At 68.2% G+C, this 24887-nt stretch carries 24 protein-coding genes; 16 read left to right on the top strand and 8 right to left on the bottom strand.

Annotation, left to right across the window (positions count from 1 at the left end):
* The first annotated feature begins 52 nt into the window (after window positions 1-52).
* Both H5395_RS11115 and H5395_RS11110 read left to right on the top strand, forming a co-directional pair.
* A complete protein-coding gene (locus tag H5395_RS11115; protein WP_182792639.1) occupies window positions 53-1399 on the top strand; it encodes an ActS/PrrB/RegB family redox-sensitive histidine kinase in 1347 nt (448 codons plus the stop codon).
* Between the two features lie 79 nt (window positions 1400-1478).
* Complete coding sequence (locus H5395_RS11110) at window positions 1479-3062, top strand: PAS-domain containing protein (RefSeq protein WP_182792638.1); 1584 nt, start codon at window positions 1479-1481, stop codon at window positions 3060-3062.
* A 518-nt stretch (window positions 3063-3580) separates the two neighbouring features.
* Here H5395_RS11110 and H5395_RS11105 read toward each other — a convergent pair.
* Together H5395_RS11105 and H5395_RS11100 are read right to left on the bottom strand one after the other, a co-directional pair.
* Window positions 3581-4243 carry a YggS family pyridoxal phosphate-dependent enzyme gene (locus H5395_RS11105; protein WP_182792637.1) on the bottom strand — a complete coding sequence of 221 codons (663 nt, stop codon included), beginning with the start codon at window positions 4241-4243 and terminating at the stop codon, window positions 3581-3583.
* An 85-nt stretch (window positions 4244-4328) separates the two neighbouring features.
* Window positions 4329-5381, bottom strand: coding sequence for a porin (locus tag H5395_RS11100; protein WP_182792636.1), 1053 nt, complete (start codon window positions 5379-5381; stop codon window positions 4329-4331).
* Between the two features lie 267 nt (window positions 5382-5648).
* On the opposite strand from H5395_RS11100, the gene H5395_RS11095 reads away from it, so the two are divergent.
* From H5395_RS11095 to H5395_RS11050, 10 genes are all read left to right on the top strand, one after another.
* The gene (locus tag H5395_RS11095; protein WP_182792635.1) at window positions 5649-6125 is read left to right on the top strand and encodes a DUF3576 domain-containing protein; all 477 of its coding nucleotides are present in this window, start codon (window positions 5649-5651) and stop codon (window positions 6123-6125) included.
* Window positions 6126-6190: 65 nt separating this feature from the next.
* Window positions 6191-8803 (top strand): leucine--tRNA ligase, encoded by a 2613-nt coding sequence (gene leuS, locus H5395_RS11090; protein ID WP_182792634.1) that lies wholly within the window; start codon window positions 6191-6193, stop codon window positions 8801-8803.
* Window positions 8790-9269, top strand: a complete 480-nt coding sequence (gene lptE, locus H5395_RS11085; protein ID WP_182792633.1) for an LPS assembly lipoprotein LptE — start codon at window positions 8790-8792, stop codon at window positions 9267-9269. The genes leuS and lptE overlap by 14 nt, the downstream gene beginning before the upstream one ends.
* Window positions 9266-10294 carry a DNA polymerase III subunit delta gene (gene holA, locus H5395_RS11080; RefSeq protein WP_182792632.1) on the top strand — a complete coding sequence of 343 codons (1029 nt, stop codon included), beginning with the start codon at window positions 9266-9268 and terminating at the stop codon, window positions 10292-10294. Before lptE ends, holA begins: the two co-directional genes overlap by 4 nt.
* A gap of 47 nt (window positions 10295-10341) precedes the next feature.
* The gene (locus tag H5395_RS11075; protein WP_220494996.1) at window positions 10342-11523 is read left to right on the top strand and encodes a TIGR03862 family flavoprotein; all 1182 of its coding nucleotides are present in this window, start codon (window positions 10342-10344) and stop codon (window positions 11521-11523) included.
* A gap of 63 nt (window positions 11524-11586) precedes the next feature.
* A complete protein-coding gene (locus H5395_RS11070; RefSeq protein WP_182792631.1) occupies window positions 11587-12837 on the top strand; it encodes an MFS transporter in 1251 nt (416 codons plus the stop codon).
* Between the two features lie 3 nt (window positions 12838-12840).
* The gene (locus tag H5395_RS11065) at window positions 12841-13797 is read left to right on the top strand and encodes a glycosyltransferase family 2 protein (protein ID WP_370576444.1); all 957 of its coding nucleotides are present in this window, start codon (window positions 12841-12843) and stop codon (window positions 13795-13797) included.
* Window positions 13798-13854: 57 nt separating this feature from the next.
* Window positions 13855-15045, top strand: a complete 1191-nt coding sequence (locus tag H5395_RS11060) for an MFS transporter (protein ID WP_182792629.1) — start codon at window positions 13855-13857, stop codon at window positions 15043-15045.
* A complete protein-coding gene (locus tag H5395_RS11055) occupies window positions 15038-16087 on the top strand; it encodes a glycosyltransferase family 4 protein (RefSeq protein WP_182792628.1) in 1050 nt (349 codons plus the stop codon). Before H5395_RS11060 ends, H5395_RS11055 begins: the two co-directional genes overlap by 8 nt.
* Window positions 16088-16175: 88 nt before the next feature.
* Window positions 16176-16790: a glycosyltransferase family 29 protein gene (locus tag H5395_RS11050; RefSeq protein ID WP_182792627.1), complete on the top strand. Its 615-nt coding sequence runs from the start codon at window positions 16176-16178 to the stop codon at window positions 16788-16790.
* Here H5395_RS11050 and H5395_RS11045 read toward each other — a convergent pair.
* A complete protein-coding gene (locus tag H5395_RS11045; protein WP_255440619.1) occupies window positions 16783-17166 on the bottom strand; it encodes a hypothetical protein in 384 nt (127 codons plus the stop codon). The genes H5395_RS11050 and H5395_RS11045 overlap by 8 nt on opposite strands.
* Before the next feature lie 151 nt (window positions 17167-17317).
* On the opposite strand from H5395_RS11045, the gene H5395_RS11040 reads away from it, so the two are divergent.
* A complete protein-coding gene (locus H5395_RS11040) occupies window positions 17318-17962 on the top strand; it encodes a carbonic anhydrase (protein ID WP_182792626.1) in 645 nt (214 codons plus the stop codon).
* 57 nt (window positions 17963-18019) lie between these two features.
* Here H5395_RS11040 and H5395_RS11035 read toward each other — a convergent pair whose 3' ends face one another.
* On the bottom strand, window positions 18020-18823 hold the full coding sequence (locus H5395_RS11035; protein ID WP_182792625.1) for a response regulator: 804 nt from the start codon (window positions 18821-18823) through the stop codon (window positions 18020-18022).
* 90 nt (window positions 18824-18913) lie between these two features.
* Here H5395_RS11035 and H5395_RS11030 point away from each other — a divergent pair, with 90 nt between their 5' ends.
* From H5395_RS11030 to H5395_RS11020, 3 genes are read left to right on the top strand one after another with little or no spacing between them, the layout of a single operon-like run.
* Window positions 18914-19060, top strand: a complete 147-nt coding sequence (locus H5395_RS11030; RefSeq protein ID WP_182792624.1) for a NepR family anti-sigma factor — start codon at window positions 18914-18916, stop codon at window positions 19058-19060.
* 5 nt (window positions 19061-19065) lie between these two features.
* Window positions 19066-19650 (top strand): RNA polymerase sigma factor, encoded by a 585-nt coding sequence (locus tag H5395_RS11025; RefSeq protein ID WP_234450752.1) that lies wholly within the window; start codon window positions 19066-19068, stop codon window positions 19648-19650.
* Window positions 19651-19662: 12 nt separating this feature from the next.
* Window positions 19663-21438: a histidine kinase dimerization/phosphoacceptor domain -containing protein gene (locus tag H5395_RS11020; protein ID WP_234450751.1), complete on the top strand. Its 1776-nt coding sequence runs from the start codon at window positions 19663-19665 to the stop codon at window positions 21436-21438.
* Between the two features lie 6 nt (window positions 21439-21444).
* On the opposite strand, the gene H5395_RS11015 is transcribed toward H5395_RS11020, so the two are convergent.
* From H5395_RS11015 to H5395_RS11000, 4 genes are read right to left on the bottom strand one after another with little or no spacing between them, the layout of a single operon-like run.
* On the bottom strand, window positions 21445-22344 hold the full coding sequence (locus H5395_RS11015; RefSeq protein ID WP_182792622.1) for a YihY/virulence factor BrkB family protein: 900 nt from the start codon (window positions 22342-22344) through the stop codon (window positions 21445-21447).
* A gap of 21 nt (window positions 22345-22365) precedes the next feature.
* On the bottom strand, window positions 22366-23073 hold the full coding sequence (gene dnaQ / locus H5395_RS11010; RefSeq protein ID WP_182792621.1) for a DNA polymerase III subunit epsilon: 708 nt from the start codon (window positions 23071-23073) through the stop codon (window positions 22366-22368).
* Complete coding sequence (gene coaE / locus H5395_RS11005) at window positions 23066-23668, bottom strand: dephospho-CoA kinase (RefSeq protein ID WP_182792620.1); 603 nt, start codon at window positions 23666-23668, stop codon at window positions 23066-23068. Before coaE ends, dnaQ begins: the two co-directional genes overlap by 8 nt.
* Entirely contained in the window at window positions 23665-24516 is an 852-nt protein-coding gene (locus H5395_RS11000; protein WP_182792684.1) for a shikimate dehydrogenase, read from the bottom strand. Before H5395_RS11000 ends, coaE begins: the two co-directional genes overlap by 4 nt.
* Window positions 24517-24887: the final 371 nt, after the last annotated feature.

The raw sequence follows: 24887 nt of genomic DNA, 5'->3' as shown, positions 1-24887 counted from the left end.
CGTCGCGTTCCGGTGGCTATCAAGCGCGGACCACCAAGGCGAGGGCGACATCATGCCACCGAAGTCCCAAGGGCGCCACGAGCCTTTGCCCGGTGCCGCCCGGCCAGGGCTGCGGCGGCTGGCCGGCGCCGGTCCCATCCGGCCCCGGCGCCTGATCACCGCGCGCTGGATCGCGCTGGCAGGCCAGGCGGCCGCGGCGGCGGGCGCCTGGGGACTGGGGGCGCGTTTCCCGTTGATGGCGGTCCTGCTGGTGCTGGCGGCGGCGATCGCGATGAATCTGCTGCTGACGGCGCGAAGCCGGCCTGTCGACGCGCGCCATGCGCTGGCGCAGCTTGTCTTCGACACGCTGCAGACGGGGGCGCTGCTGACGCTGACCGGCGGCATCGGCAACCCCTTCGCCCTGTTCGTGCTGGCGCCCCTGACCATCGGCGCGACGGTGCTGCCGTTGCGCCACATCCTTGCGCTCGCCGTGGCCACGACGGCCATGCTGATTGCGATGACGGCGCTGGCGGTGCCGCTGACCTTCCTGCCCGACATGGCCCCGCGCCCCGAGATCGCCTTGCATGTCGGCCGGGTGCTTGAGCTGTTCATCGGCGGGGCCTTCTTTGCGCTCTGCGTTTATGGCGTCTCGGCCGACCTTCGCGCGACCTCGGACGCGCTGGCGGCCACGCAGATGGGGCTTGCCCGAGAACAGCGGCTGCAGCATCTGGGCGGTGTGGTCGCCGCGGCGGCGCACGAGATGGGCACGCCCCTGGCCACCATCAAGCTGATCGCGGGGGAATTGGCCGACGAGTTCGCCGACCGCCCCGAGATCGCCGCCGACCTCGCCGAACTGCGCCGCTCGGTGGACCGCTGCCGCGACATCCTGCGCGGGATGGGCCGCGCGGGAAAGGACGACCTGCTGCTGCATTCGGCGCCCTTGGCCGACGTGCTGGGCGAGGCCGCAGGTCCCCACAGCCAGCGCGGCGTGCGGATCGCGATGGATCTGGGCGCGGCCGGCGCGCTTGCCGTCCAGCGCGATGCGGGGCTGATCCATGCGATCCGCAACCTGATCCAGAATGCCGTCGATTTCGCCGCCGCCCAGGTCGAGATCAACGCCAGCCGCGCGCGCGGGCGGATCACCGTCGAGATCCGTGACGACGGTCCCGGCTACCCTCCGCATCTGCTGGGCCGCTTGGGCGAACCCTATCTTTCCACCCGCAAGGCGGGATCGGCGGCGGGTCCCTACGAAGGCATGGGGCTTGGTCTGTTCATCGCCCGCACGCTTTTGGAACGCAGCGGCGGGACGGTGGCCTTCTTCAACCGGGACGGTGCCGTGGCACGGGTGTCTTGGCCCGAAGACGCGATTCTCGCCGATGACCGTGCGGCGCTTGGTCCCAATCCGACAATCACCGATTGAACGCATGGGGCTCGCGGCTTAACCCTTGGTTAAGGCGGAGGATGCTAGCAGGGTCGCCGAACAGACGCAGAAGGCGGCCATGGACGACGCGATCACGGTGATGATGGCCCTTGCGGCAGGGGTGGTCTCGGTTCTCATCGGGCTTGCGCTGGCACATCGGATCGGCGGTCCCCGGCACTCGCCCCGCGCGGGGACGCGCGCCCGCCCCGAGGCCGAGCCGATAGCCTTTCTGTTCCGCAACCGCCAGCTGACCGACGCGACCGGCTCGGCGCGCACCCTTCTTGACGTGCTGCCAGGCGAAGGCGATTGGCAGAAGCTCTGGCTCTGGCTCTGCCAGCGTTTCGATGATCCCCAGCGGCTGCTGGATGTGGCGGCGGCCGAGGGCACGGCCACGCTGGGCGGCGCGGGCATGTCGGTCCTGCGGCTGACGCTGCAGGACCTGGGTGACGGCCTGACCCGGGTCGAGGTCGTGGACCCCCGGCTGGAACACGCGGCGATCGCCGTCAATTCCCACTCGCTCGCCGCCATGGAGGACGAGCTTGAGGTCTTGCGTGAATCGGTCGACCGCGCCCCGGTGCTGATCTGGCGCGAGAATGCGGAAGGCGCCGTCACCTGGGCCAACGCCGCCTATCTGGCCGAGGCCGAGGCGCAGTTGACCGGCGAGGTGCGCTGGCCGCTGCCGCGCCTGTTCACCCTGCCGCAGGAAACGGGCGGCACCCCCCGCGCGCAGATCGGAGGCGACGACCAGATGCGCTGGTTCGATTGCCACCTGCAGCCGGGCAACGGTCACCGCACGATCTTCGCGGTGCCCGCCGACAATGCCGTGCGGGCCGAGCGTAGCTTGCGCGAGTTCGTGCAGACGTTGACCAAGACCTTCGCCGACCTGCCCACCGGCCTTGCGATCTTCGACCGCGACCGGCGGTTGCAACTGTTCAATCCGGCGCTGATGGACCTGACGGGCCTTTCCATCGGCTTTCTGACCGCCCGACCGACGCTTTACGCGTTGGTGGACGGGTTGCGCGAATTGCGGATGGTGCCCGAACCCAAGGATTATCCCAGTTGGCGCAACAGCATCGCCACGCTCGAGGCCGAGGCCGCCTCGGGCCGCCATGTCGAGACCTGGTCGCTTCCCGGCGGCCAGACCTATCGCGTGACCGGCCGCCCCCATCCCGACGGCGCCATCGCCTTCCTGTTCGAGGACATCACGGGTGAGATCGCGATGACCCGCCGCTTCAGGGCCGAACTGTCGCTGGGGGCCGAGATCCTCAACGGCATCGACGCGGCGGTTGCCATCTTCGACGCGGATGGCCGGGTGCTCGGTGCCAACCGGGCGTTTGACGGCACATGGGGTCCGAAGGCCGCCGACAGCCTGCGCGGCTATCTCGAGTTGTGGCGGCGGATCGCGGCAGACAGCCCCGGTTATCACAGCCTGTACGCGGCTCTGGGATCGGAACGGGCCGAGGGTCCGCTGCAGGGCGCCATCGCGGGACCCGACCGCGTGATCCTGTCCTGGCGGGTGCGCCCACTGTCCGCCGGTCGCCGCATGGTGCAGTTCGTTCCCGTGGTGGCAGGCGGGTTGCCGGGCGACATGCCCCTGCCGCTTGCAGGGCGGGATGCGGAGGACGCGATCAACCGTCCCCTGCGCGCGGCCGCAGGCGCCTGAGAAAGACCCCTTTCTGGGCCTTCATGACTCGACGCGGCAAGGGGGATGCGGATGAGCCGGGCTGATGCCTCGGGGCCATCTATCCGAGAAAGGATGCGACCTACCGGTTTCGGGCCAAACGAGGCGGCAGCAAGAACCAAGGAGGCTGGCCTCCAAGATTGAAGATGATGCAGGCACGGCTCGGAGAGCCCCCTGCCATAGCCCATGAACGCCCTCCTGCGGCCGACGCTTACTGCGCTACAAACCGGCGGGCCTCAATCGCTTCCTCAGGCTGCCTGCTTCAGCCGTGCCTTTCAAGTGCACGGCCTTTCATCTGTTTCGCCTCGTTGGTGCGCGCGAATGCGGAGCCGCCGGGCGGGGCGATTTCCAATGCCCGTTCCAAGCCTTCATGCCGCCGTCCCGATTCCTGTCGGCAGGCCGGCAGCCACGCCCTTGCGCGGGCGCGGCAGCGAAGCCCGGACTGCGGCTGCCCGTGCCTGACAATCCTTCCGTGGCGCGCCGTCGTCGGACCAGTCGCCTCAGCCGTCCGTGCCTGCGGGCCTTGCGCCGAAGATGGCGCTGCCGATCCGGACATGGGTCGCGCCCTCGGCAATGGCGGTCTCGAAATCGCCGCTCATTCCCATCGACAGGTCCGAAAGGCCGTTCCGGCCGGCAATGTCCCGCAGCAGGCGGAAATGCGGTGCGGGATCTTCTTCATCCGGGGGAATGCACATGCAGCCCGCAAGCGGCAGGTCGAGGCCCCGGCACATGGCGATGAACGTGTCCGCCTCTGCAGGCGGGATGCCGGCCTTCTGCGGCTCGTCGCCGGTGTTGACCTGCACGAACAGCCGGGGCGCGCGGCCAAGCTCCTGCACGATCCGCCCCAGCCGCCTGGCCAGCGAGGGCCGGTCGAGGCTGTGGATCGCGTCAAAGGTCTCGACCGCGGCGCGGGCCTTGTTGGACTGCAGCGGCCCGATCAGGTGCAGCTCGATCCCCTGCCGCCCCTCGCGCAGCGCGGGCCATTTCCGCTGCGCCTCCTGCACGTAATTCTCGCCGAATACCCGCTGCCCGGCGTCCAGCGCCGTCCGCACCCGGTCATCGGGTTGCAGCTTGCTGACCGCGACCAGCGTCACCCCCGCCGGATCGCGGCCCGCCTCTGCCGCCGCCGCTGCAATGCGCTGCCTGATTTCGCCAAGGCTCATCACCGTCCCTCCTGCGATCAGGGGGTCGCAAATGAAAAGAGCGGGCGCAAGGCCCGCTCTTTCCAGTTTACGATCCGGTAGCGGATCAGAAGTTGAAGCGAACACCCATGTCGGCGGACACGCGCTCCTGATAGTCGCGCTGCAGCGACGCGCCCAGACGGGCACCGCCGAGGTCGTAGTTGACGCCGATACCCAGAGCGATATCGGTTTCTTTCTGCGACCAGTCGCCGTCGTTGTTGGCGACATAGGCTTCGATGTTGGTCAGGCCGTCGGCCAGGGTGTAGTCGCCATACAGGGTGACGGTGTTGCCCAGGTCGTCGATGACGTTCACGAAGTCCGCATTGCTGGTGTCGGTGCCGACGATGCCGCCGACATCGCCGTTGTCATAGAAGTTCAGGCCGATGCGGGCGTTTTCCATGACCGCGTAGCGGGCCCCGACGAAGAAGACGTCGTGATCGTCCCAGCCGGCGGCGTTCATCGACGCGGCAGCCGACAGTTCCAAGCGATCGTTCCACTTGTAGTCGGCGCCGATGCTGAGCTCTTCCTTCTGGTTGAGCTCAATCGGAAGGCCGGTATCCGGATCGATTCCGTCGGTGGCTTCCGCAGCGCCCGACTGGCTCGGGTCGACATAGGAGGCGCGGACCGTCAGCGCGTCAAACGAATAGCGCAGGCCGATCCCCAGCCGGTCATCATCGGCATAGGGCGAGCTTTCATAGGCGAAGAAGGCGCCCAGCGGGTTGCCGCCGACCGAACGGTCGGTATAGCCGAGTTCCGTCGCATAGACCAGGCCGACGGTGTCCATCGCGGTGTCGACGTTGCCGATCTCGACGGTGAGGCCCTGGGTGGTGATCCACAGCTTGCCGGCGTTGGTCGAGGCGTTTTCGCCGCGGGTGGCGTTGCCCTGGTCCCACTGCAGCCGGAGGCGGCCGCCGAATTCCAGACCGCCGTCGGTTTCGGTCGTCGCGTCGAGGTTCATCCGCAGGCGCGAGATGACCTGCGAGTCATTGTTGCCGACCGTCTGGATACCGTCTTCGTAATAGATCACGCCGGTCCGGCCGTAGCCCGAGATCGTCACGTCGGCAGCCGCGACGCCAGCGGACAGCATCACTGCGGTCGTGGCGAGAAGAGCCTTTTTCATGATTCCGTTCCCTCTTGTCTCATTCGTCCCCAAGGCGGCATGAACCACCCTGGGTGTGAGCATCTTGTTCCCCCTTCCACCCTTGCGATGCAACGACTTACCCCCTTCCGAGGCTTTTCGGCATGGCTGTGATGCACCCCGGCCACAGTCATCCTGCCGGAAAGGACAAGGTGCCGCCCAAGGCCTGCGGACCCGCGAAGCTGGCGACTTGTGGCAACGCCACGATCCGCGCTAAAGCAGGGCCAAGCCGAGGAACGGGGGACGCCCATGAAGACCGCACGCGCCGCGACGCTGGCGACCGCGATCACGCTTTGCGCCGCGCTTGCCGCCTGTGGGGCCGGCGGAAACCGGGCCCGGACCGCCGCCGCACCCGTCGATCCCGACATGCGCAACGAGACCAACACGATCTGGGACGTGTTCGGCAACCGAACCGACACCAACACGGCCGTCGCCGTTAACCGCTATCTGTGGAACGCGAGCCTCGAGGTGCTGAACTTCCTGCCGATCCAGTCGATCGACCCCTTCACCGGGGTGATTGTGACCGGCTACGGCACGCCGCCGGGCGGGGGCCGGGCTTACCGCGCGACGATCAAGGTCTCGGACCCGGCGCTGGATGCGCGCAGCCTCAAGGTCGCGCTGCAGGGGACGGGCGGCGCGGCGGTCGCGCCCGACACGGTGCGGGCGGTCGAGGACGCGATCCTGACCCGTGCCCGGCAGCTGCGCGTCCGCGACGGGCAATTGTAAGCCGCTGGACCTGTCCCCCTTGCAGGGCTAAACCCGTCGGGCATTTCACCGCCCGGAGTCCCGCCATGCCCTATGATCCCGCCCATAGCGAAAAGCGCTGGCAAGAGGCGTGGGAATCGGCCGGAAGCTTCCGCGCCGTCCGGGACGAGCGGCCCAAGTATTACGTGCTGGAGATGTTCCCCTATCCGTCGGGGCGCATCCACATGGGCCATGTCCGCAACTACACGATGGGCGACGTGGTGGCGCGGTATAAACGCGCACAAGGCTTCAGCGTGCTGCACCCGATGGGCTGGGACGCCTTCGGGATGCCGGCCGAGAACGCCGCGATGGAACAGGGCGGCCATCCGCGCGACTGGACCTATGGCAACATCGCCACCATGCGCGACCAGTTGAAACCGCTTGGCCTGTCGATCGACTGGAGCCGCGAGTTCGCCACCTGCGACGACGATTACGTCGCCCAGCAGCAGGCGCTGTTCTTGGATTTTCTGGATGCCGGGCTGATCTATCGCAAGAACGCCGTGGTCAATTGGGACCCGGTGGACATGACGGTGCTGGCCAACGAGCAGGTGATCGACGGCAAGGGCTGGCGGTCCAACGCCCCGGTCGAGCGGCGGGAACTGACGCAGTGGTTCTTCCGCATCTCGGATTACTCCGAGGAACTGCTTTCGGCCCTCGACACGCTCAAGGGCTGGCCGGAAAAGGTCCGGCTGATGCAGGCCAACTGGATCGGGCGGTCTCGCGGGTTGCAGTTCCGTTTCGAGACGGTGAACGCGCCCGAGGGCTTCGACCGGATCGAGGTCTACACCACCCGCCCCGACACGCTGCTGGGGGCAAGCTTCGTGGCGCTGTCACCTGACCATCCTTTGGCGAAGGCGCTTGAGGCCGGGGACGAGCGGCTGGATGCCTTCGCCGCCGAAGCGCGCAAGATCGGGACCTCCGAGGAGGCGCTGGAGAAGGCCGAGAAGCTGGGCATCGACACCGGCCTGCGCGTCCGCCATCCGCTGGACCCGGATCGGGAACTGCCGGTCTGGATCGCGAACTTCGTGCTGATGGACTACGGTACGGGAGCGATCTTCGGCTCGCCCGCGCATGACGGGCGCGACCATGACTTCGCGGTGAAATACGGACTGCCGATCCGGGCCACCTTCGGCAAGCCGGGGATGAGCATCGAGGACGCCGACGCGCTGGTGGGCGATGAGCCTTATGTCCCGCTGAAATCCGAAGCCGTCACCTATGTCCGCGGCTTCGCCGGCCCCGGCGACCAGACCGGAGAGGCCGCCGTGGACGCCGCCATCGCCCATGCCGAGGCATCGGGCTGGGGCGAGGCCGTCACGAAATACCGTCTGCGCGACTGGGGCATCTCGCGCCAGCGCTACTGGGGCTGCCCGATCCCGGTCGTTCATTGCGCGACCTGCGGCACGGTCCCCGAGGCCAAGGAAAATCTGCCGATCCTGCTGCCGCGCGACGTCAGCTTCGACGTGCCCGGCAACCCGCTGGACCGCCATCCGACATGGCGGCAGGCAACCTGTCCGAAATGCGGCGGGCAGGCGCGGCGGGAAACCGACACGATGGACACATTCGTCGATTCGTCCTGGTATTACGCCCGCTTCACCGCGCCCCACGCACTGACGCCCACGGTGCGCGAGGACGCCGATTACTGGATGAACGTGAACCAGTATATCGGCGGCATCGAGCACGCGATCCTGCATCTGCTTTATTCCCGCTTCTTCGCCCGGGCGATGGTGAAGACCGGGTATCTGCCGGAAACGGCGAAGGAGCCGTTCGATGCGCTGTTCACCCAAGGGATGGTGACGCACGAGATCTACGTCGATCGGCCCAAAGGGGCACCAATCTTCGGCACGGGTCTGGCAGCCGATCAGGAAGATGCCGAGGCTAAACCTTACCGACCTACCTACTATCTTCCTGAGGAAGTAGAGCGTCGTGAGAACGGGGTTTTCCTGCGCATCACCGGTGAACAACTCGACGTCATCCCCTCCGCCAAGATGTCCAAGTCCAAGAAGAACGTCGTGGACCCGGTGAACATCGTGAAAAGCTTCGGCGCCGATACCGCGCGCTGGTTCATGCTGTCGGACAGCCCGCCCGAGCGTGACGTGGAATGGACCTCGGCCGGGGCCGAGGCCGCCGCCAAGTTCCTGTCCCGCGTCCACCGGCTGGCCGAGGACAAGGGCAGCGAGGACCGTGAGGACCCGGAGCTGCTGCGCGCCGCCCATCGCGCCATCGACGAGGTGACGCGCTCGATCGAGGGCTTTACCTTCAACAAGGCCGTGGCCAAGGTCTATGAACTCGCGAACGCCGTTTCCAAGTCTTCTGCCTCGGGCGAGCCGAAGCGCGCCGTCCTGCGGATCATGGCCGCGCTGATGGGGCCGATGGTCCCGCATCTGGCCGAGGATGTCTGGGCGCTGGGGGGCGGCGAGGGGCTGCTGGTCGATGCGCCCTGGCCCAAGGCTGATCCGGGCCTGCTGCAAAGCGCGTCCGTCACGCTGCCCATCCAGATCAACGGCAAGCGGCGGGGCGAGATCACCGTGCCCGCCGACATGGGCCAGGCCGAGGTCGAGCAGGCCGTGCTGGCCGACGAGACCGTGCAGCGGTTCCTGAACGGCCAGGCGCCGAGAAAGCTGATCGTCGTGCCGGGGCGGATCGTCAATGTGGTCGCGTAGGCTCGCGCTGCTTGCGGCTCTGGCGCTCACGGGCTGCGGGTTCGAGCCGGTTTACGCTCCGGGCGGCGCGGGCACCCGGCTGCAGGGGCAGGTCCGCGTCGCCGATCCGCAGACCGCCGACGATTATGCCTTTCTGCGCCGGCTGACCGAACGGCTCGGCCCTGAACAGGCCGTCCGCTATGAGCTTTCCTATGCGCTGCGGATCGCGACGGTGTCGCAGGCGATCACGCCGGACGAGGTGACGACGCGCTATTCGCTGAACGGCACCGCCGCCTATGCCCTGACCGACAGCGCGACCGGCGCGGTAGTGGCGCAGGGCGAGGTCAGCAATTTCTCCAGCCACTCGACCGTCGGCACGGTGATCGCGACGAACGCCGCCGAGCAGGACGCGCGGAACCGGCTGGCGGTGATGCTGGCCGACCAGGTGGTGACGCGGCTGCTGGCGACAGTGCCTGCAAGCCGATGATCCTCAAGGGCGCCGAGATCGCGCGCTATCTCGCGCGCCCCGATCCGACCCGGCCCGCGCTGCTGATCTACGGCCAGGACGCCATGCGCGTGGCGCTGAAGCGGGCCGAGGCGGTGGCCGCGCTGACCGGCCCCGATGCCGAGGCCGAGATGCGGCTGACCCGGCTTTCGGGGGCCGATCTGCGCAAGGACGCGGCGGCGCTGATGGACGAGATCAAGGCGGTGGGCTTCTTCCCGGGCCCGCGCGTGGTGTTGGTCGAGGAGGCGAATGATACCGCCGCCCTCGCCATCGCCGCCGCGCTGGACGCCTGGGCGCATGGCGACGCGGTGATCGTGGTGACGGCCGGGGGACTGGGGAAAACCTCGGCGCTGCGCAAGCTCTTTGAGCCGCACAAGGCGGCCGTGACCGCCCCCATCTACGACGATCCGCCCGGCGAGGAGGAGATCGCGCGCTGGCTGGCTGACGCCGGACTGCGCGCCGTGCCGCCGACGTCGATGCGCGACCTCACGGCGCTGGCCCGTGCGCTCGACCCGGGCGACTTCCGCCAGACGGTGGAAAAGATCGGGCTTTACAAGCACGGCGACGACAGCCCGCTGACGCCCGACGAGATTGCGGCGCTGGCCCCCGCCACGGTCGAGGCCGACGTGGACGAGTTGATCGAGGCGGTGGCGGAGGGCCGCTCGGACAGCATGGCGGCGCTGATGCGCCGGGTCGAGACTCAGGGCATCGTGCCGGTCACGATCTGCATCGCGGCCCTGCGGCATTTCCGGGCGCTGCACGCGGCAGCCTCGGACCCCGGAGGGCCTGCAGCGGGGATCGGGCGGCTGCGGCCACCGGTCTTCGGGCCGCGGCGCGACCGCATGGCGCGTCAGGCGCAGGCTTGGGGCATGCGGGCCCTGGAGGATGCGCTGCATCACCTGATCGACACGGACCTGGTGCTGCGGTCCTCCTCTCGCGCGCCGGCGATGGCGGTGATGGAACGGGCGCTGATCCGGCTGGCGATGATGCCGCGGGGACGCCGGTGATCGAGGAGGTTCCGGCGCTGGTGATCGGCGCGGGGCCTGCCGGACTGATGGCAGCCGAGGTGCTGTCGGCGGCCGGGCATCCGGTGGTGATCGCCGAGGCGATGCCCTCGCCCGCGCGCAAGTTCCTGATGGCGGGGAAGTCGGGGCTGAACCTGACCAAGGACGAACCGGCGCAGGCGTTCGTAGCGCGGTTGCAGGGGGGCGTTGCCCCCGCGCCCGTGCCGGGCGCTCCCCCAGGATATTTCGGCGAAGAAGAACTGCGGGCGATCGTGGCGGGGTTCGGTCCCGCCGAGGTCATGGACTGGGCGCGCGGGCTGGGGGTGGAGCTGTTCACCGGCTCGACGGGGCGGGTGTTCCCGATCCGCATGAAGGCCTCGCCGCTGCTGCGGGCCTGGCTGGCACGTCTGGGCGGGCAGAAGGTGACCCTGCGGACGCGCTGGCGATGGACGGGGTTCGGGGGCGGACTGGCCTTCGACACGCCGGAAGGGCCGCGCACCATCCGCGCGGGGGTGACAGTGCTGGCCTTGGGGGGCGCAAGCTGGCCGCGATTGGGGTCCGACGCCGCCTGGGTGCCATGGCTGCGCGAGGTCGGCGCCGGGGTGGCGCCGTTCCGGCCCGCGAACATGGGGTTTCGCGTGGACTGGTCGCCGGCGATGACCCCGCTGCAGGGCGCCGCGGTCAAGGGCACGCGGCTGTCGGCGGGCGATCTGGACAGCCGGGGCGAATGGGTCATCACCCGCGGCGGGATCGAGGGCGGCGCGGTTTATGAAATCTCGGCCGTCCTGCGGGATGGGGCAGAGGCCGGGGTTGACCTGATGCCCGATCTTGACGTCGGAGCGCTGGCCGCGCGGCTGGCAAGGCCGCGCGGCAGGCTGTCGGTCGGGAACTGGCTGCGCCGCGCCCTGCGCGACCCGGTCAAGGTGGCGCTGCTGTTGGAATGGGGGCGGCCACTGCCCGTGGATGCGGCAACGCTCGCGGCCCGGATCAAGGCGCTGCCACTGCGGCATGCGGGGCCGATGGGGCTTGAACGCGCCATCTCCTCGGCGGGCGGGATCGAGGCCACTGCACTGACGCGCGGGCTCGAGTTGCGGGCGCTGCCCGGGATCTTCGCTGCCGGAGAGATGCTGGACTGGGAGGCGCCGACCGGCGGCTACCTGCTGACCGCCTGCCTTGCCACCGGCCACCATGCGGGGCTTGCCGCCGCCCGCCACCTTCGGCAGAGGGCCTGAGCGGGTCCATTGACCCCTGCCCCTGCCCGTAGTCATCTGCGCCATCCGCAAGGAGCGTCCCCCATGTCCGCCAGCCAGTCCCGCCTGTTCACCCCGATCCTGATCGGCGGCTGCATGATCCTGATGATCAACTTCGCGCTGAGGGCGAGCTTCGGCGTCTTCCAGATCCCCGTGGCCGAGACCTTCGGCTGGCCGCGGGCGGAGTTCAGCATGGCCATCGCCATCCAGAACCTCGCCTGGGGCTTCGGCCAGCCGCTGTTCGGGGCCTTGGCCGAACGCTGGGGCGACCGACTGGCGATCATCCTCGGCGCTGCGCTCTATTCGCTGGGACTGCTGATGACGGCCGTGGCGGCCACGCCCGAAGCGATGCAGTTCTGGGAAATCGCCGTTGGCTTTGGCATCGCCGGCACCGGCTTCGGCGTCGTGCTGGCCGTGATCGGCCGCGCGGCGAGCGACGAAAACCGCAGCCTCGCCTTGGGAATCGCCACTGCCGCGGGTTCTGCCGGGCAGGTCATCGGCGCGCCGCTGGCCGAGGGGCTGCTGGCCGTCATGCCCTGGCAGCAGGTCTTCATGGTCTTTGCCGTGCTGATCCTGTCGGTGCTGCTGTTCCTGCCGATGCTGGGGAACAGCCGGCCCGCGCCGCGCCACGAACTGGAAGAAGGCATGGGCACGGTGCTGCGCCGCGCCTTCACCGACCCGAGCTACCTGATGATCTTCGTCGGGTTCTTTTCCTGCGGCTACCAGCTCGGCTTCATCACCGCCCATTTCCCGGCCATGATCACCGAGATGTGCGGCCCCATCGCGCCCGACGGCGGGCTGGCCGCGCTGGGGATCACCACTACCTCGGCCTTGGGGGCCATCGCGATTTCGCTGATCGGGCTGGCCAATATCGGCGGCTCGATCATGGCGGGATGGCTTGGGAAAAAATACACCCGCAAGTACCTGCTGGCGGGGATCTACGCGCTGCGGACGGTGATCTCGGCCTGGTTCATCCTGACGCCGATCACGCCGCCGACGGTGGTGTTCTTCTCGCTGTCGATGGGGGCGCTGTGGCTGGCGACGGTGCCGCTGACCTCGGGGCTGGTCGCCCATATCTACGGGCTGCGCTACATGGGGACCCTTTACGGCTTCGTCTTCCTGTCTCACCAGATCGGGTCTTTCCTGGGCGTCTGGCTGGGCGGGCGGCTTTATGACATCCACGGCGACTACACGACGGTCTGGTGGGTCGGCGTCGGCGTCGGAGCCTTCTCCGCGCTGATCCACCTGCCGGTGCGCGAGGCGCCCTCGCGCGGGCTTGCGGCCACCCCCGCCTGAGACGTGCGGCGCTGTCTGCCAGATCCGGCTTTGCAGGCGCCACCACCCGGACCGCCCGTCACGGTGCTGATGGCGCTTTACCAGGGCGAGCGGTTCCTGCGTGAACAGCTCGACAGCATCGCGGCTCAACGGGTGGAGTGGCGGCTGGTGGTGGGAGACGACGGCTCGACCGACGGAGGGCCGCAGATCCTGACCGCCTTTGCTGGGGAATGGGGTGGGCGCGTCACTGTCAGGAAAGGTCCGGGGAAAGGCGCAGCGGGCAATTTCCTGGCGCTGCTGGCAGAACTGCCCGCCGAGCCGGGCTTTGTCGCGCTGGCCGATCAGGACGATGTCTGGCATTCCGACAAGCTCGCGCGCGCCCTGCGGGCCCTGGATGGGGCGGATGGACCCGCGCTTTACTGCAGCCGGGTCGAGATCCGGGACGAGGCGCTGCGCCCCCTGGGCCTGTCGCGCCTGCCGGTTAGCCCGCCCTCGTTCCGGCATGCGCTGGTCCAGAACCTCGTGCCCGGCAATACGGCGGTGCTGAACCCGATGGGCGCCGCGCTGGCTCGCCGGGCGGCCATCGGGGCGGCCGGGGTGGTGATGCATGACTGGTGGCTTTACCAACTGGTGACCGGCGTCGGAGGCCGGATCATCCACGATCCCGCGCCCTCGCTGATGTATCGCCAGCATGGCAGGAACGTCGTGGGCGCCAATGACGGCCCGGTGGCACGGCTGGCCAGCCTGACGCGGATGTTGAGGGGCCTGCACCGGGACTGGAGCCATGCGAACCTGCGCGAGATGCAGCGGCTGAGGGATTGGCTGACGCCCGAGAATCGTTGCGTGCTGGACAGGTTCGCGGCGCTGAACGGCCCCAGCCCCTTGTGCCGCCTGCAGGCGATGCGGCGCGGCGGCTTCTACCGGCAGGGGCGGCTTTCGCAGGCCACGCTGTGGGTGGCGGCGGCGCTGGGGCGGGTCTGATCCCTTGCAACCGCCGCCCGCCTGCCGCAGCTTCGCCGCCGTTCAACCGGAGTCTCCATGCGCCTGATCCTGAACGCCGGCCTGATCGCGCTGACGCTCGGCTATACGCTGAGCCAGTTCTACCGCGCCTTCCTTGCGGTGCTCAGCTCGACCCTGCAGGCGGAACTGGGGGCAAGCCCCGGCGATCTCGCGCTGTCCTCGGGGATGTGGTTCCTGGGGTTCGCGCTGATGCAGATGCCGGTCGGCTGGGCGCTGGACCACCTGGGCCCGCGCCGCACCTCGGCCGCCTTTCTGGCGCTGGGGGGCGGCGGTGGCGCCGCGGCCTTCGCCCTGGCCGGCGAGGTCTGGCACCTGCATCTGGCGATGGGGCTGATCGGGATGGGCTGCGCCCCGGCGCTGATGGCGGCCTATTACATCATCGCCCATGAATATCCCCGCGCGGCCTTTGCGGGCCTGACGGGGATGATCGTGGGCCTCGGCTCGGCCGGCAACATCCTCGGCGCGGCACCGCTTGTCACGCTGATCCACGCCATCGGCTGGCGCGAATCGCTGTGGCTGCTGGCTGCGGTGACGCTGGCGGTGGCGCTGCTGCAATGGTTGGTGGTGCGCGACCCGCATCACGCGGACGGTGCGCCGAAGGGCAGCGTCCTGCAGATCCTGGGGCTGCGGGTGCTGTGGCTGATGCTGCCGCTGTTCGCGGTCAGCTACGCCTCGTCGGCGGCGATCCGGGGCTTGTGGGCCGCGCCCTACCTGCGCGACGTCTTCGGCGCCGATGACACGATGATCGGGCGGGCCACGCTGGTCATGGGGATCGCCATGGTGATCGGCAACCTCATGGCGGGACCCTTCGTGCGGCTCTGCCGCTCGTTGCGCGGCGCGGTCATGGCGGGACACGCGCTGTCCATCGCGGCGCTGGCGGGGCTGGTGCTGCTGCCGGGGGAAAGCCTGCTTCTGGCGGTGGCGCTGCTGGGGCTGGTCGGGCTGACAGGGACCAACTACGCGCTGATCATGGCCCATGCGCGGGGGTTCCTGCCGGTGCATCTGCTGGGCCGGGGCGTCACCTTCCTCAACATGGTCTCGATCGGGGGCGTGGGGATCATGCAATTCGCCTCCCGCCCGCTGCACCAGTCGGCCTCGGGGACCTTTGCGGCGCCGGGGGCCTATGCGATGCTGTTCCTGTTCTTCCTGGCCCCGCTGGTCGTCGGGACCCTGCTTTACCGCCTGGCGCCCGAGGCCGCCGATGACTGAGCCGCGCGACATCGAGGTGGTGGCCCCGAACCTCAAGCAGCGCCTGTCGGGAGTCACGGCGACCGTGGTGCGGCTGATCCCGGTGCAGGCGCGCATGATCGGGATCGTGGCGACCGGCCCCGGATTGCCGCCCGGACTGCCGCATGTCTCGCTTGCGCGCGCCGCCACCCTGCCCCGGAACCGCTGGCGGGTCTGGCACGCGCGGCGGAACACGGAAATGGCGCTGGGGCTGGTCCTGCGCCACCTGCTGCGCCGCCGCTACTGCCTGCTGTTCACCAGCGCGGCGCAGCGGCGGCACACCGGATTCACCCGCTGGCTGATCCGGCAACAGGATGCGCTGATCGCCACCTCGCCGCAGGCGGCCTCCTATCTGGAACGCCCGGCAGAGGTGATCCTGCACGGGGTCGATACCGGGGTCTTCCATCCCGCTCCCGACCAAGCTGCCCTGCGGCGCGAGATAGGGCTTGACCCCAAGGCGCTGCTGATCGGCTGCTTCGGCCGGGTCAGGGCGCAGAAGGGCGTCGATCTGCTGATCGAGGCCGCGCTGCGGGTCTTTCCCCGCCACCCGAGGGCGCAGCTTGTCTTCAGCGGCCGCATCACCCCCGACAACCGCACCTTTGTCGATGACCTGATGGCCAGGGCGCAGGCGGCCGGCATCGCCGACCGCATCCGCTTTCTGGGCGAGATCCCGTGGGACGACGTGGTGCGGCTTTACCGGACGCTCGACCTCTTTGCCGCCCCCGCTCGGTGGGAAGGCTTCGGCCTGACCCCGCTGGAGGCGATGGCAAGCGGCGTGCCGGTGATCGCGGCCCGTGTCGGCGCCTATGAGACGCTGATCCGGGACGGCGAGACCGGCACGCTGGTTCCGCGCGAGGACGTCGAGGCATTGGCCGCCGCGCTGGAGCGCTGGCTGTCCGACGATGCGGGCCGTGAGGCCGCGGGCCGCGCCGCCCGTGCCCATGTCGAGGCCAACCATGCCATTGAGGGCGAGGCCCGCGCCATTGTCGCCGTGTATCGCCGCCTGCTGGAAGCGCCCCGATGAACCGGCCGCGGCTCCATCCTGCCCGGAGGCCGGGGGATGCGGCGATTGCCGCATTGCCGCTGCCGCAGGGCCGATCCGGGGGCGCGCGATGATCCCCTTGCGCTTCTATCTTGCCCGGACGCTGCGGGACGAGGCCACCCTCGCCCTGCTGTCGGTGCCGCAGACCGGACTGCTGGCAACGGCCGGGGGCAAGCAGGTCGCGCTGGTCGGCAATGCCCGTGCCCTTTCGGCGCAGGGCCATGGCGCCGCCATCGACGCGGCGGGGCTGGTGGTCAGGATCAACCGGGCACCGATGACCGCGGCCGAAAGCCACGGAACCCGCACCGACTGGCTGGCGCTGGCCGTGCGGTTGCCCGAGTCGGACCGCAGGCGGCTGGACCCTGCGCGCATCCTGTGGATGTCGCCCAAGCGCAAGCGGCTGGACTGGGCGAGCGCCCGCAGCCCCGGCTTTTACCTGCATCCGCTGGCGGATTTCCATGCGCTTGCCCGCCGGCTCGGGGCGCCGCCCAGCACCGGGATCATGGCGATCGACCTGCTGCTGCGGGCGCCGCTGAAAAGCCTCGGCCTTTACGGCTTCGACTTCTTCGCCTCGAAGTCGCTGTCGGGGTCGCGCAGCGCGGCGCAGGTGCCCCATGATTTCGCGGCCGAGGCCGCATGGGTCCGCGCCCGCGCCGCCACCGATCCGCGCCTGCGGCTCAACTGAGGTCGCGCCCCTCGTCCCAGATCTCGGTCAGCGAGCGGTTGCCGATCCGCATCAGCCGCGCCAGCGTGGCGGAAAGCCCGATTCCGTCGCGCCGTTCCGCGCAGGCCGCCACGTCGGCGGCGACCCCGGCCAGCGAGGTCAGCCCGACCTGCCAGGCCAGCCGCGCCAGCATCCCGGACCGTTCGGCAAGCCCGGCCATGTCGCCGGACAGCGCCGCGTGGCGGGTGTCCGACAGCCCTTGCGCCAACTGTTCCAGCGCCACGCAGATGACATTGTGGGCCGCCGTCTCGCCCAGCTCGTCCACGATCTCGGCCAGGCGGCGCGCATCCACCTGCACCGCTTCCTGCATGCTGAGAACCATCAGATCCGCCATCATCCCGCCTTGTCCAGTCCTGCCCCGTGTCCCACACGTCACGGGGAGATTGCGGATGGGCGGCTAAGAAATCCTTGAGGCAGGCCGCAGAAAAGCCTCGAACTTTAGGCATTCGCGGACTATCCACGCGACCAAGACCCGCATGAGGCCAAGCATGACCGACGTCCGCTCGCTCCCCAATTACCTGATCCAGCGCTATCATGGCTGGCGCGCCACCTCTTATTCCGAGAACCGCGCCTGGTACCGCAGGCTGGCGGACGACGGCCAGCGCCCGCGGGCAATGGTGATCTCGTGCTGCGATTCCCGCGTCCATGTGACCTCGATCTTCGGGGCTGACAGCGGCGAGTTCTTCATTCATCGCAACATCGCCAACCTGGTGCCGCCCTACGCGCCGGACGGCGAGCAGCACGGCACCTCGGCGGCCGTGGAATATGCTGTGCGCTCGCTGCGCGTCGCGCATCTGATCGTGATGGGGCACAGCCAGTGCGGGGGCGTGGCGGGCTGCCATGCCATGTGCTCGGGCCAGGCGCCCGAACTGGAGGAGGCGACCAGCTTCGTCGGCCGCTGGATGGACATCCTGCGCCCCGGCTACGAGCGCGTGACCGGCCTTCCGGCCGAGCGGCAGGTCGATGCGCTGGAAAAGATGGCGGTGCAGGTGTCGCTGGACAACCTGATGACCTTCCCCTTTGTCGCCAATGCCGTCCAGTCGGGCGAGCTGTCGATGCACGGGCTGTGGCACGACATCCGCGATGGCGAGCTGATGATGCTGACTGACGACGACCGCTGGATCAGCGTCTGAAGAACGAAAAAAAGCGGCGCCCGTCAGGACGCCGCGTTACTTGATCCCATGGGAAGGTCAGGCGGCGCCCAAGCCCTCGCTCGACGCGAAGAACATCGCCTGGCTGATGGCCGAACGGACCTGCTCTTCCGAATAGGGCTTGGAAATCAGGAATGCCGGCTCGGGCCGGTCGCCGGTCAGCAGCCGTTCCGGGAAGGCGGTGATGAAGATCACCGGCAGGTCGCCGAGGCTGCCCAGAAGCTCGTTCACCGCCTCGATGCCCGACGAGCCGTCCGCAAGCTGGATGTCGGCCAGGATCAGATCGGGGCGGCGGTTGCCGGCCAGTTCCACGGCGGCGGTATGGGTGCGGGCGACGCCCGTGACCTCGTGCCCCATCGCCTGCACAATACCTTTCAGGTCCATGGCGATGATCGTCTCGTCCTCGATGATCATCACCCGGCCGCGGATGGCGCGGCCCATCTCGTTCAGGGCGATCTGGACCAGTTCCTCGGCTTCTTCCTGGTCGATCTGCATGATCTTGGCGATCTGGTCGTAGCGCAGTTCCTCGATCGTGCGCAGCAGCAGCGCCTCGCGCGAGTTGGCGGTCAGGCTGCGCAGGTGCGACTGGGCCGCGGCCTCGCGCGAGCTTTGGTCGTCGCTGGCCACCGGCTGGCCCGAGCTTTGCCAGATCGCATGAAAGGTGCGGAACAGCCCGATGCGGGTTTCCTCGCCAGTCATCAGGCTGCGGTCGCTGAGGATGGCCTCCAGCGTGGCCGCGGCATAGTTGTCACCCGCCGTCTGACTGCCGGTCAGGGCGCGGGCGTAGCGGCGCAGATAGGGCAGCTCGCGGCCGATGGATTGGGCAAGATCAGCAGCGGACATGGCGTAACCTCAAAATTATCCCCGTGGGAACCTTGACGTCCTGTAGCCGTTGGGCAACGTGCACACAAGATTTCCGGGACTGACAAATATATGAATACGAGGCGGGAAGAACGAAAACGCGCCGCCCTTGAGAAGCAGATCGATGAAAATCTGCGGCGCGTCTATGAGCAGGAATCCCAGCAGGAGGTCCCCGACCGCTTTCTGATCCTTCTCGAGCGCCTGCGCGAGCAGGAGTGATGCGGATGTCCAGAGCGGCCGACAGCAAGGCCCAATCCGGTCCCGACCCCCGCAGCGAGCTGGTGGATCACCTGCCCGCGCTGAGGGCATTCGCCCTGTCGCTGACCCGCGAAAGCGCGTCCGCCGACGATCTCGTGCAGGACACCATCGTCAAGGCTTGGACCAATATCGAGAAGTTCCAGGCCGGCACCAACCTGCGCGCCTGGCTGTTCACGATCCTGCGCAACACCTTCTATTCCGCCCGCCGCAAGACCCGGCGCGAGGTCAGCGACACCGACGGCATCCATGCCGCCCGGCAGGCGACCCGCCCCGAACATGACGGGCGGCTGGCGATGAACGACTTCAAGGCGGCCTTCGCGCAGCTTCCCGACGAGCAGCGCGAGGCGCTGATCCTGGTCGGCGGATCGGGCTTTTCCTACGAGGAAGCCGCCAACATGACCGGCGTGGCCGTGGGCACGGTCAAGTCGCGTGCCAACCGCGGCCGCCGCCGGCTGGCCGAATTGCTGCAGATGGCCGAGGGCGAGGAACTTGACATGACGGACCGCGCGACCCTGGCCGTGATGGCGGTGAACCACCCCGTTTCCCGCTGAAGGCGCAGGACCGTGCTGGGAAAGGGCGCGTCCTTCACCCGGACACTGGGGTTCCGGCTGGGGATGCTGCTGAGCATCGCGATCCTTCCCATCGGGATGATCTCGATCCTGCAGACGCTGCATCTGTCGCGCGAAGCCGAGCGGTCGTCCGAGATCGCCATCCAGGGACGCACCGCCGCCGCCGCCGCAGGCGAACGGGCGCTGCTGCAGGGCGCCATCGGAACGGCCGATGCGCTTGGCAGCTCGGTGCTGACGCTGCTGGACGATCCGGCCGCCTGTTCCGAGATGATGCGCGATTTCGTCCAGCGCAGCGCGACCTTTGTTTATGCCGGGTTCACCGACATCACGGGCCGCAACGCCTGTTCCTCGGCGGACAGGGTCGTGGATATGCGCGACTTGCCGCATTTCCTGCAGTTCATGCGTGAGCCGGGAACGCTGATCACCGCCGCGGAGAAAGGCCGGGCCTCGGGGCAATCGGTGGTGATCGTGTCGCAGCCGCTTTACCGCGAACAGGACCTGCTGGGCTATGTCGCGGTGTCCTTGTCGCACGACCTGCTGCGTTCGACCCATGCGACGGCCTACTGGTCGGACGGCGCCCGCATCCTGACCTTCAACAGCGTCGGCCAGTCGCTGGTGGGCGACTTTGAAAGCGACAACGATCCCACCGCGATCCTGCCGGAAGGCATGACGCTGGATTCGCTGATCCCGCTGACGGACACGACCTTCAGCGGCATCTCGAACTCGGGCGAGCAACGGGTGTTTTCGGTTGTCGCGGTGGTGCCCGACCTGGTCTATGCACTGGGCAGCTGGAGCCCGCAGCTGACCGGCATTGCCGGGTTGACGGTGTCGCGGCTTGCCGCCGTGCTGTTTCCCGTCGCCCTCTGGGCCGTATCTCTCGCCGTGGCCTATTTCGCCGTCTATCGTCTGGTGCTGCGGCATGTGCGCGAATTGCGAAGCCAGATGCGCCGCTTTGCCCTGGGCAACCGCGACGCCCCGCCCCCGATCCTGGAAGGCGCGCCGGGCGAGATCCGCGACGTCAGCGAGACATTCCACAACATGGCCCGCATCCTGATCCGCGACGAGGCGGCGATGGAGGAAGTCGTCGCCGAAAAGACGGTGCTGCTGAAAGAGGTCCATCACCGGGTCAAGAACAACCTGCAACTGATCGCCTCGATCATCAACATGCAGGGCCGGATGATCGACGACACCGACGCCAAGCGGGTGCTGCGGTCGGTGCAGGACCGGGTGGCGTCGCTGGCCACGATCTACAAGAACCTCTACCAGGCCGAGCATCTGGACTCGGTCGAGGCAGATCGCCTGATCCGCGACATCATCGGGCAGATGTCCACCGCGACTGTCGTCAACGACCAGTCGATCCAGATCGACACCCGGCTTGACCCGCTGGTGCTGCTGCCGGACCAGGCGGTGCCGCTGACCCTGCTGACCACCGAAGCCTTTACCAACGCGCTCAAATACGCCGGAAAGGCGGAAGGACAGGAAAGGGCCTGGGTTCGGGTGCAGTTGCGGGTGGATGACGAAGGCAAGGCAGAACTGACGATCGAGAATTCGCTGGGCCAGCCCCTGAACAACCTGGAAGGCACCGGTCTTGGCAGCCAGTTGATCGAAGCATTCGCGATGCAGCTCGACACCGAAACCGAGGTGACGGCAACGGATGACGTGTTCACGCTGCACATGCGCTTCAGCCCGGACGCGCCATATTCGCTGCGTGAGCCGGAGGAGCGCAGAGTGGTGCTGACCTCGGCCGCGCGCGAGGGAGCGCGGCACTGACCGCCGTTAGCCGGCGGCCTGCTTGCGCTTTTCAGTCATCTTGCGCGCCAGCGCGCGGGCCTTGCGTGCCTGCACCAGCCGCTTGTGGCGATCCATCTCGACATTGATGAGGGCGCCCATCATCACCGAGAAGCCTGCCAGGTAGAACCACATCAGCAGCGCCACCACTGCACCGATCGACCCGTAGATGCGGTTGTAGCTGTCGAATCGCGCCAGGTAGACGGAAAAGGCCACCGAGGCTGCCGCCCAGGCCAGTGCGGCAAACAACGCCCCCCAGGTGAAGATGCGGGTGCGCGGCGTCTTCACGTTCGGGCCGTAGCGGTAAAGGATGCCGATGCCGATGATCACGATCAGGAACATGGCGACCCAGGGCGTCACGCCGATCAGCCAGCTTCGCAGCGGCCCATGCTCCATGAAGTTGAAGGCGAGCGGCACGATCACGATGGTGGCAAGCCCGAGGATCACCACCCCCACGATGGCCAGCGTCAGCGCATAGGCCAGCACGAAGCCCACGATCGTGGAATGCGAGCGCACCCCGTAAGCCGCGTTCAGCCCGCGCACCAGCGCATCCACCCCCGCCCGCGCCGCGACGGTGGCGATCACGAAAGAGATCGCCGAAGCCCAGCCAAGCTGCGTGCGTCCGCCCGAGGTCAGGGCATCGATCTGGGCGTGCAGGATCTCGGCGGCCTGACCGGGCACGAACTCGTCCACGTAGCGGTCATATTCCTGGATGATCGCGGGATCGAACCAGAGGCCCCAAAGGGCGATCAGGGCGGCAAGGCCGGGAAAGACGGCGAACATGGCGTAAAAGGCCACCCCGGCGGCGATCAGGCCCATGTGGATCTTGTCCATCCGCTCGAACAGGGCGGCGACGAAGGACCAGGATTCCCGCAGGTAGCCGATCATGGGGAATGCCCAGTGCGGCGATCAGCCCGCCGGCGCATGGCGCGACCACAGGGCCTTGGCGCCGATCCGTTCGACAAAGGCGGCATGGGCCTGTCGCTCGGCGGCGGTGATGCGGGGGGGCAGCGGCGCCGGACGGGGCGCGCGCGGGCGGACAGGTCCCGAGGCGGCGCCGTCGGCCGTTCGGGTATCGGCTTGCGACACCAGCACCAGGTCGGGCTGGCGGCCGCCGATCAGTTCCAGATAAACCTCGGCCAGAAGCTGGCTGTCCAGAAGCGCACCGTGAAGGGTGCGGTTGGAATTGTCGATTCCCCAGCGCCGGCAAAGCGCGTCCAGCGACACCGGCGCGCCCGGAAATTTCCCCCGTGCCATCGCCACGGTGTCGAGTGCCCGGGACATCGGCATCGTGGGCTGGCCGGCGCGGCGCAGCTCCGCGTTCAGGAACTTCATGTCAAAGGCGGCATTGTGGATGACCAGCCGGGCGTCCCCGATGAAGGCGATGAAACCGGCGGCGACTTCGCCAAAGCGCGGCTTGTCGGACAGGAACTCGGTCGAAAGCCCGTGGACCGCGAAGGCATCGGCCGGCATGTCGCGTTCAGGATTGATGTAGACGTGGAAATGCCGGCCCGTAGGCAGGTGGTTCATCAGCTCGACGGCGCCGATCTCGACGATGCGGTCGCCGGTGTCGGGGTCGAAGCCGGTGGTTTCAGTGTCGAGAACGATCTCACGCATGGGTCCTGGTCTTTCGGGCGGCGATTTCGGCAAGGATGGCGTCCACGGCGGCTTCCGCCTCGGCCAATGTCGCGGTGGGGATGATCCAGGTCGCGCGGGCGCGGCGTTCGGCGTCGGCCATCTGGCGCGACAGGATCAGGTCAAGCGTCGCTTCATCCATGCCGGGACGGGACAGGACGCGGGCGCGCTGGATCTCGGCCCGGGCAGAGACAACGGCGACGCCGTCCATCTGCGCCTCTGCCCCCGTTTCGAACAGCAGCGGAATGTCGAGCAGCACGACCGGCGCAGCGGCATTCGCCCCGATGAAGGCCTGCCGGTCGGCAGCGACAAGGGGGTGGACGATGGCTTCGAGCCGGGCCAGTCGCGAGGGATCTTCGGCCAGCAGACGCTTCAGCACGGTGCGGTCGATGCCCTGAGGACCGAGCGCCGAGGGAAAAACGGCCGCAACGGGCTCAACCGCGGCGGCGCCCGCCGCATAGAGCCGGTGGACGGCGGTGTCGGCATCCCAGACAGGGACGCCGCGGCTTGCGAACATCGCGGCGGTGGTGGTCTTGCCCATGCCGATGCCGCCGGTGAGGCCGAGCCGGAAGCTCATCCCAGCACCGTGGCGCGCAGGGCGTCATCGACCTGGGGCCTGACGCCGAACCAGCGCTCGAACCCCGGTGCGGCCTGGTGCAGCAGCATGCCGAGGCCGTCCACCGTGACGCAGCCGCGCGCGCGGGCGGCGCGCAGGAACGCCGTGTCGAGCGGCGTATAGACAAGGTCCGTCACGAGGGCGGCGGGCGACAGCTTGTCCAGGGTAACCTGCAGAGGCGGCTGGCCCTCCATGCCCATGGAGGTGGTGTTCACGACGGTTCTGGCGCCTTCCAGCATCCCGCCCGCATGCGACCAGTCATGGACGGTGACGCGCGCGCCGAAATCCTCGCGGATACGCTCGGCACGCTCGCGGGACCGGTTGGCGATCCGCAGTTCCGGCACGCCCTGTTCCAGAAGCGCCGCAACCACGGCCCGCGCAGCGCCCCCCGCGCCGATGATGGCGGCGGGACCGGACGAGGGCTGCCAGTGGGGCGCCTGCTGGGTCAGGTTGGCGATGAAGCCGCAGCCGTCAGTGTTGTCAGCGTGGATACGGCCATCGGGACGGAAGATCAGCGTGTTGGCCGCCCCGATCAGCGCCGCGCGGTCGGTGACGACATCAGCCAGCGCCAGCACCGCTTCCTTGTGCGGGATGGTGACGTTTGCGCCGACGAAGCCCATGCATGGCAGGCCCTGCAGCACCTGCGCAAGATGTTCGGGCCTGACGGCAAGCGGCACATAATGACCGCGCAGCCCGTGCTGCTGCAGCCAGTGTCCGTGCAGCACAGGCGAACGGGAATGGGCCACCGGCCAGCCGATCACCCCAGCCAGCGGCACCTGCGTTTCCCTGTGGTCCTGCCGATCCGCCATCATCGGCGCCGCGCTGTGGTTCATTCCGCATCCTCGCCGTCCTGCCACATCTGTCTAGCCCGCGCGCCATTCAAGGGGAAGCGCCACGGCTGTGGATAACTGCGGTGCAAAGGCAGGGCCGGAGGAGGGCGGTGGCATGGGACAACTGCTGCGCCCGCGAGGACTGTGGATCAGGCCATGAGACGGAAGGTGAACGAAAGGGAGTCATCCACAGGAAGACAAGTTGTTCCAGAGTCATCCCGACCTTGTGGACTAACAGAGTTATCCACAGGATGCACATAGAGTCTAATATCATGAAAATATTTGATTATCTTTAGAACGACAGATGTGCCTCCACAGGATTTTCCCACAGGCAGTTTTGGTGGATTGAA

It is taken from the genome of Paracoccus sp. MC1854 (assembly GCF_014164635.1).
Lineage (GTDB): Bacteria > Pseudomonadota > Alphaproteobacteria > Rhodobacterales > Rhodobacteraceae > Paracoccus.
The sequence above is the reverse complement of the archived record's forward strand: the minus strand, read 5'-3'. Positions and strand labels throughout refer to the sequence as shown.